This window comes from Burkholderia sp. ZZQ-2 (assembly GCF_050768715.1).
Classification (GTDB): domain Bacteria; phylum Pseudomonadota; class Gammaproteobacteria; order Burkholderiales; family Burkholderiaceae; genus Burkholderia; species Burkholderia cepacia.
This window is the reverse complement of the sequence record NZ_LDVA01000135.1, coordinates 1-5723: the sequence shown is the minus strand read 5'-3', so window position 1 is coordinate 5723 and position 5723 is coordinate 1. Positions and strand designations below refer to the sequence as shown.

Sequence of the window (5723 nt, the reverse complement as noted above, 5' to 3'; positions counted from 1 at the left end):
GGCCGAGCGCCGCGACTTCGGCGACGAGCGCGTCGGCGGCCGCATGCGGCGTGCCGGGGCTGCGCTGCAGCGCGACGTCCCAGCCGTGCCGGGCGAATCCCGTCGCGAGCGCACGACCGATCGACGCGGCGTCGGCCGCGCTGCCCAGGGCACCGGTGACGAGCGCCACGCGCAGGGTCGACGTATCGGCTGAAACGGTCATTTACAATGCCGGGATGAACCCGAAAGCTCACGAACCCGCTAGTTTACCTGCTCCCGGCCCCGACGCGCTCGCGCAGTCCGAAACCCTTGCCGCGCAACTGCGCGACGAGATCGCGGCGGCCGGCGGCTGGCTGCCGTTCGACCGCTTCATGGAGCGTGCGCTGTACGCGCCCGGCCTCGGCTATTACAGCGGCGGCGCGCGCAAGTTCGGGCGCCGCGCCGACGACGGCAGCGACTTCGTCACCGCGCCCGAGCTGTCGCCGCTGTTCGCACAGACGCTCGCGCAACCGGTCGCGGAAGCGCTCGCGGCGAGCGGCACGCGTTGCGTGATGGAATTCGGCGCCGGCACGGGCAAGCTCGCGGCCGGTCTGCTCGCGGCGCTCGACGCGCTGGGCGCCGGACTCGACGAATACCTGATCGTCGACCTGTCCGGCGAGCTGCGCGAACGGCAGCGCGACACGATCACGGCCGCCGCGCCGGCGCTCGCCGCGAAGGTGCGCTGGCTCGACGCGCTGCCCGAGCGGTTCGACGGCGTCGTGGTCGGCAACGAGGTGCTCGATGCGATGCCCGTGCGCCTGTTCGCGAAGGCGGGCGGCGCATGGCAGGAGCGCGGTGTCGCGCTCGATGCGCGGCAGGCGTTCGTGTTCGAGGACCGTCCTGCCGCGCCGGCCGGCCTGCCGGCGGTGCTCGCGGGGCTCGACGAGGCGGGCGACGGTTACGTGACCGAGACGCACGAGGCCGCGCTGGCTTTCACGCGCACCGTCTGCACGATGCTCGGGCGCGGCGCGGTGCTGCTGGTCGACTACGGTTTTCCCGCGCACGAGTACTACCACCCGCAGCGCGACCGCGGCACGCTGATGTGCCACTACCGGCACCATGCGCACGACGATCCGTTCCTGTACCCGGGGCTGCAGGACATCACCGCGCACGTCGAATTCACCGGCATCTACGACGCGGCCGTCGCGACCGGCGCCGACCTGCTCGGTTACACGTCGCAGGCGCGCTTCCTGCTGAACGCGGGCATCACCGACGCGCTGGCCGCGATCGACCCGTCGGACATCCGTGAATTCCTGCCGGCCGCGAACGCGGTGCAGAAGCTGATTTCCGAGGCCGAGATGGGCGAGCTGTTCAAGGTGATCGCGTTCTCGCGCGGCATCGACGGCACGCTCGACGCGTTCGCGCGCGGCGATCGCTCGCACGCACTCTGACGGGGCTAGGGCCTGTTTCCATATGGAACGCACATGCGAATGCCCGAAATCGCTCGTAGGGCAAGGAGTGAGGAGCGCCGTTTGGCCGTGCCAAACAAGCGACGAGCGACGCCGCCATACGGGCGATTTCGGGCATTCCCGTGACATGATTCTTTTAATTTGGGGTTGCCACGAGAACGGCCGCTCGCCGCGTTGCGCTCCTTGCGAATACGTCCAGTATTCGCGGCGTCGCGCGCCTCGCGAGCGGCCGTTCTCGTGGCAACGCATGCGCGTTCCATATGGAAACAGGCCCTAGCATGCTGCGCTGGCTGTTGACGACGTTCGTCGCGGTGATGATCCTGACGCGCTGCTGGCCGTGGCTCGGCAAGCTCGGCATCGGGCGGATGCCGGGCGACGTCACGCTGACGCTCGGCGGGCGGCGCTACCCGTTCCCGTTCATGTCGACACTGGTGCTGACGATGCTGGTATCGATGGTGGCGCGGCTGCTCTGAGCCGCGCCTGAAGGTCGGTGCGCGTTACAGCTCGATCTCGCCGAGAATCCGGTGCGCGAGCGCTTTCGCCTCGTCGAACGCCTCTTCCTCGCTGGGGCTCGTCGAGTGGACGTCGTAACGCGTGTTCTCGGTGTCGTCCCCGTCGTCGCGCGAGAGGATCACGTAACCCTGGAACTGCCCGTTGCCCGCGTGCTGGGTATGCGCCTTGGCCGTGTAGATGCCTTTCGTGAACGTGTTCGTGTCCATGGTGCTCTCCCGCAAAAGGACACTTCATCGTAGCACTGCGGCGCAGCATGTACAGCGCCGCTTATCGGTGACCGAACAGCGTCCGGTCACCGTTCGTGCCATCGGCGTGCCGTCAGCGTTCGATCAATGCGACGACCTCGTCGAGCGTCGGCGCGTGCGCACCCGTATGCCGGCACGCCGCGGCACCCGCGGCCAGCGCGAACACGAGATGCTCGCGCCACGTGCGCTGCGGCGCGGCCATCAGGCTGAACAGCATGCCGCCGATCGACGCGTCGCCCGCACCGACGGTGTCGGCCACCTCGACGCGCGGCGGGCTGGCTTCATGCACGTCGCCGTCCGCGTAGAGCGTCGCCGCCTGTGCGCCGCGCGTGACGAGCACGGCCGCGCGCGGGTTCAGCGTGCGCACCGCGGCGATCGCGTCGGGGCCGTCGCCGCCGAACAGGTGCCGCAGGTCCTCGTCGGACACCTTGATCAGGTCGGCGAGCGCGGCCATCTTTTCCAGCGTCGGCCGGTACGCGGCCGTCATCAGGTTCCGGACGTTCGGGTCGAAGCTGATCTTCACGCCGCGCGCGTGCAGGTCGGCCGCGAGCGCGGCCAGCGTGCCGGCGAGCGGCTCGCGCACGAGGCTGATGCAGCCGAAATGCGCCCATTTCACATGGTCGGTCCAGCCGGCCGGCAGCCGCGCCGGATCGAACGCGAGATCGGCACTTGCTTCGCCGATGAAGAAATACGCGGGCGGGCGTGTCTCGTGCACGATCGCGAGCAGCGGCGGCCGTGCGACGCGCTGCAGGAAGCGCAGGTCGAGCCCGGCCGCGTCGCTCGTGCGCCACAGCACGTCGGAGAAGCAGTCTTCGCCGATCGATCCCGCGAGCGCGCTCGGCACGCCGAGCCGCGCAACCGCGCGCGCGACGTTCCAGCCGGCGCCGCCCGGTACCGACGTCCATTGCGCATCGCCCGCGCGCACCATGTCGGTCAGGATGTCGCCTGCCGACACGAAAGCCGGAAACGTGCCGCCGCTCATTGCGTCGGCTCGCTGCGCTGCGCGCGCGCGAGGGTTGCCAGCACGTCGTAGCACGCGCCCATCGTGTGATAGTCGGTCTTGCCGGCCGGGCTCTTCTCGTCGCTGTACTTGCGGTTGTCGCAGGTGAGGATGCGGTACCACGCGCCGTAGCGGTGATCGACGAAGTGCGCCCAGCTATAGCGCCAGATCTCGTCGTACCAGTCCCAGAAGCGCTCGCTGCCGGTGCGCGCGCCGAGCATCGCGGCCGCCGCGAAGGTCTCCGCCTGCACCCAGAAATACTTGTTGTGGTCGCAGATCGTGAAGTCGGGGCCGAAGCCGTAGTACAGGCCGCCGTGGTCGGCGTCCCATGCGTGCGTGAGCGCGGCGTCGAACAGCTCGGCCGCGCGCGGCACGAGCCAGTCGAGCGGGCGGTGCCGTTCGAGGATCAGCAGCAGCTTCGCCCATTCGGTCTGGTGCCCGGGCTGGAAGCCCCACGGGCGGAAGATGTTCGAGCTGTCTTCCTTGTTGTAGTCCCAGTCGACCGACCAGTCCGCATGGTAGTGCTCCCACACGAGCCCGCCCGACAGTGCGGCCTGGCGCTGCGTGATGTGGGACGCGAGCTTTTCCGCGCGATCGAGGTACGTGAGGTGGCCGGTCGCCTCGTGGGCCGCGAGCAGCGCCTCGGTCATGTGCATGTTCGCGTTCTGGCCGCGGTACGACGACACGATCCAGTTCGGCGTCGCGTCGTCCGCGTAGAGGCCCGCGGCTGCGTCCCAGAAGCGGTGCTCGGCGAGCTCGTAGGTGGCCGCGATCAGCGGGCGTGCCTCGTCGATGCCGGCCATCGTCGCGTGCGCGGCCGCGAGCAGCACGAACGCGAGCCCGTAGCAGTGGCGCGTGCCGTCGAGCGTCGCGCGCTTCGCACCGTCGCGCCAGTCGAGTTCCCAGTCGTAGCCCTGCAGTTCGTCGTCCCAGTGCGCGTCGCGCAGGAAGCGCAGCCCGTGGCGCGCGTATTCCAGGTGGCGCGGATCGCCGAAGTGCCGGTACGCCATCGCGTAGTTGAAGACGAACCGGCAACTGCTGACGAGGTGGCGCGACGTGCGGTTGTAGATGCTGCCGTCGTCGCGGAAGTAGTGGTAGAAGCCGCCCGTCGGGTCGAACGCGTTGGTTGCGTAGAAGCGCAGCGTGTCCTCGATGTGCGACAGCAGGAACGACGGATCGCGGAAACTCGCGACGAACGGCGCGGCTTGCGTGTGGGCGGCCGGCGCGGCCGTGCAGGGTTGGACCGGGGGCATGTTCATGATTCGGTGACCGTGGCGGTATCGAGTGCCGGGGAGCCGGCGGGCTGACTGCTGGCCCGCACGATCAGCTCGACGGGCAGGGAAATCTCGGTGCGTTCGGGCGAGTCGGCGAGCAGCAGCTCGACGCCGCGGCGGCCGAGCGCTTCCTTGTCGACCGCGAGCGTCGTGAGCGGCGGGCTCGCGTGCGCGGCGGCCGGGATGTTGTCGAAGCCGACGATCGCGATGTCGTCCGGAATCCGCAGGCCGCGCGCGGTGCACACGCGCTGCGCGGCGAGCGCGGCCGCGTCGTTGTACGCGAACACGGCTTCGGGGCGCGGGCCCGGTGCGTCGAGCAGCTGCTCCATTGCGCGCGCGGCGCCCGTGTCGGGATCGAGCCCCGCGTCGATCGTCACTTCGTAGGCGGGATCGAACAGCCGCCCGGCTTCGAAGAACGCGCGCCGGTAGCCGATCGCGCGCTGCGCGATGCTGTAGTGCGCGGGCGAGCCGCCGATGAATGCAATCCGCGTGCGGCCGGTGGCGAGCAGGTGACGCATCGCGAGCGCCGCACCCGTTGCGTTGTCGATGTTCACCGAGCGCAGGCCGGGCGCCCACAGGTCGATCAGCACGAGCGGCCGGCCGGTCGCGGCGAGCGCCTCGATCGTCTCCGGCTCGATGAAGCCGGCGACCGCGATCGCGTCGGGCGCGTGCGGGCGCATCTGGCGCAGCACGTCGTCGTTCGGCCCGACCGTGAGCAGCGTCGGCACGATGCCGCGCTCGCGGCAGGCGTCCTCGACGCCGTGCAGCACGTGCGAGAAGAACGGGCTGGCCGGAAAGCGGTTGTGCTGGCGATGCAGCAGGAAGGTGAGCCGGCGGATGCGCGGCCGCAGCTGCGCGGGATCGTAGCCGAGCCGCTGCGCGATCTCGACGATGCGCGCACGCGTGGCTTCGGACAGGCCCGGCTGGTTTTTCAGCGCGCGGGAGACGGTGCCGATCGAGACCTCTGCCGCCCGCGCCACATCGCGAATGGTGGTACCCATCGTTCGGGGTCCGGTTTGTTTAGGGTGAAAGCGATTGTATAGTAAAACGTATCGCGGAATTCGGGCCGGATAACCGGGGAATACCCGAAAATTACCGGTTTTTAAGCGCTAATCTGCGAAAACGACGTTACTAAAAATACTAAACAAAACGCGAAAAAGGCAAGGTGGACGTGCGGGTGTCCGGCGAGCGGGAAGTGGCGGCCAGCGTGCCGGCTTCGCGCATGCGCGCCCGGCGGCTTGCTCAGGCCGGCGGGAAGGGCGGG

6 protein-coding genes and 1 pseudogene are annotated in these 5723 nt (G+C 69.4%); 2 read left to right on the top strand and 5 right to left on the bottom strand.

Annotated elements, in window-relative coordinates:
* Positions 1 to 202: pseudogene (locus tag ABY44_RS08335) on the bottom strand (short-chain dehydrogenase); the annotation flags it as partial.
* Between the two features lie 13 nt (positions 203 to 215).
* Here ABY44_RS08335 and ABY44_RS08330 point away from each other — a divergent pair.
* Positions 216 to 1409 carry a class I SAM-dependent methyltransferase gene (locus tag ABY44_RS08330; RefSeq protein ID WP_059619687.1) on the top strand — a complete coding sequence of 398 codons (1194 nt, stop codon included), beginning with the start codon at positions 216 to 218 and terminating at the stop codon, positions 1407 to 1409.
* Positions 1410 to 1705: 296 nt separating this feature from the next.
* Positions 1706 to 1900, top strand: a complete 195-nt coding sequence (locus ABY44_RS08325) for a DUF2905 domain-containing protein (RefSeq protein WP_021163761.1) — start codon at positions 1706 to 1708, stop codon at positions 1898 to 1900.
* Between the two features lie 24 nt (positions 1901 to 1924).
* Here the strand turns inward: ABY44_RS08325 and ABY44_RS08320 are convergent, their stop codons facing one another.
* From ABY44_RS08320 to ABY44_RS08305, 4 genes are all read right to left on the bottom strand, one after another.
* Positions 1925 to 2146 (bottom strand): hypothetical protein, encoded by a 222-nt coding sequence (locus ABY44_RS08320; protein WP_021163760.1) that lies wholly within the window; start codon positions 2144 to 2146, stop codon positions 1925 to 1927.
* Between the two features lie 112 nt (positions 2147 to 2258).
* On the bottom strand, positions 2259 to 3167 hold the full coding sequence (locus ABY44_RS08315; protein ID WP_027788957.1) for a carbohydrate kinase family protein: 909 nt from the start codon (positions 3165 to 3167) through the stop codon (positions 2259 to 2261).
* On the bottom strand, positions 3164 to 4444 hold the full coding sequence (locus tag ABY44_RS08310) for an AGE family epimerase/isomerase (protein ID WP_027788958.1): 1281 nt from the start codon (positions 4442 to 4444) through the stop codon (positions 3164 to 3166). Before ABY44_RS08310 ends, ABY44_RS08315 begins: the two co-directional genes overlap by 4 nt.
* Positions 4441 to 5460: a LacI family DNA-binding transcriptional regulator gene (locus tag ABY44_RS08305; protein ID WP_021163757.1), complete on the bottom strand. Its 1020-nt coding sequence runs from the start codon at positions 5458 to 5460 to the stop codon at positions 4441 to 4443. The genes ABY44_RS08310 and ABY44_RS08305 overlap by 4 nt, the downstream gene beginning before the upstream one ends.
* Between the last annotated feature and the right edge of the window lie 263 nt (positions 5461 to 5723).

Excerpts from the sequence above, each read along its gene's own strand:
- ABY44_RS08315 (WP_027788957.1), bottom strand. The coding sequence starts at position 3,167 with ATGAGCGGCGGCACGTTTCCGGCTTTCGTGTCGGCAGGCGACATCCTG.
- ABY44_RS08310 (WP_027788958.1), bottom strand. The coding sequence starts at position 4,444 with ATGAACATGCCCCCGGTCCAACCCTGCACGGCCGCGCCGGCCGCCCAC.
- ABY44_RS08330 (WP_059619687.1), top strand. The coding sequence starts at position 216 with ATGAACCCGAAAGCTCACGAACCCGCTAGTTTACCTGCTCCCGGCCCC.
- ABY44_RS08320 (WP_021163760.1), bottom strand. The coding sequence starts at position 2,146 with ATGGACACGAACACGTTCACGAAAGGCATCTACACGGCCAAGGCGCAT.
- ABY44_RS08305 (WP_021163757.1), bottom strand. The coding sequence starts at position 5,460 with ATGGGTACCACCATTCGCGATGTGGCGCGGGCGGCAGAGGTCTCGATC.
- ABY44_RS08325 (WP_021163761.1), top strand. The coding sequence starts at position 1,706 with ATGCTGCGCTGGCTGTTGACGACGTTCGTCGCGGTGATGATCCTGACG.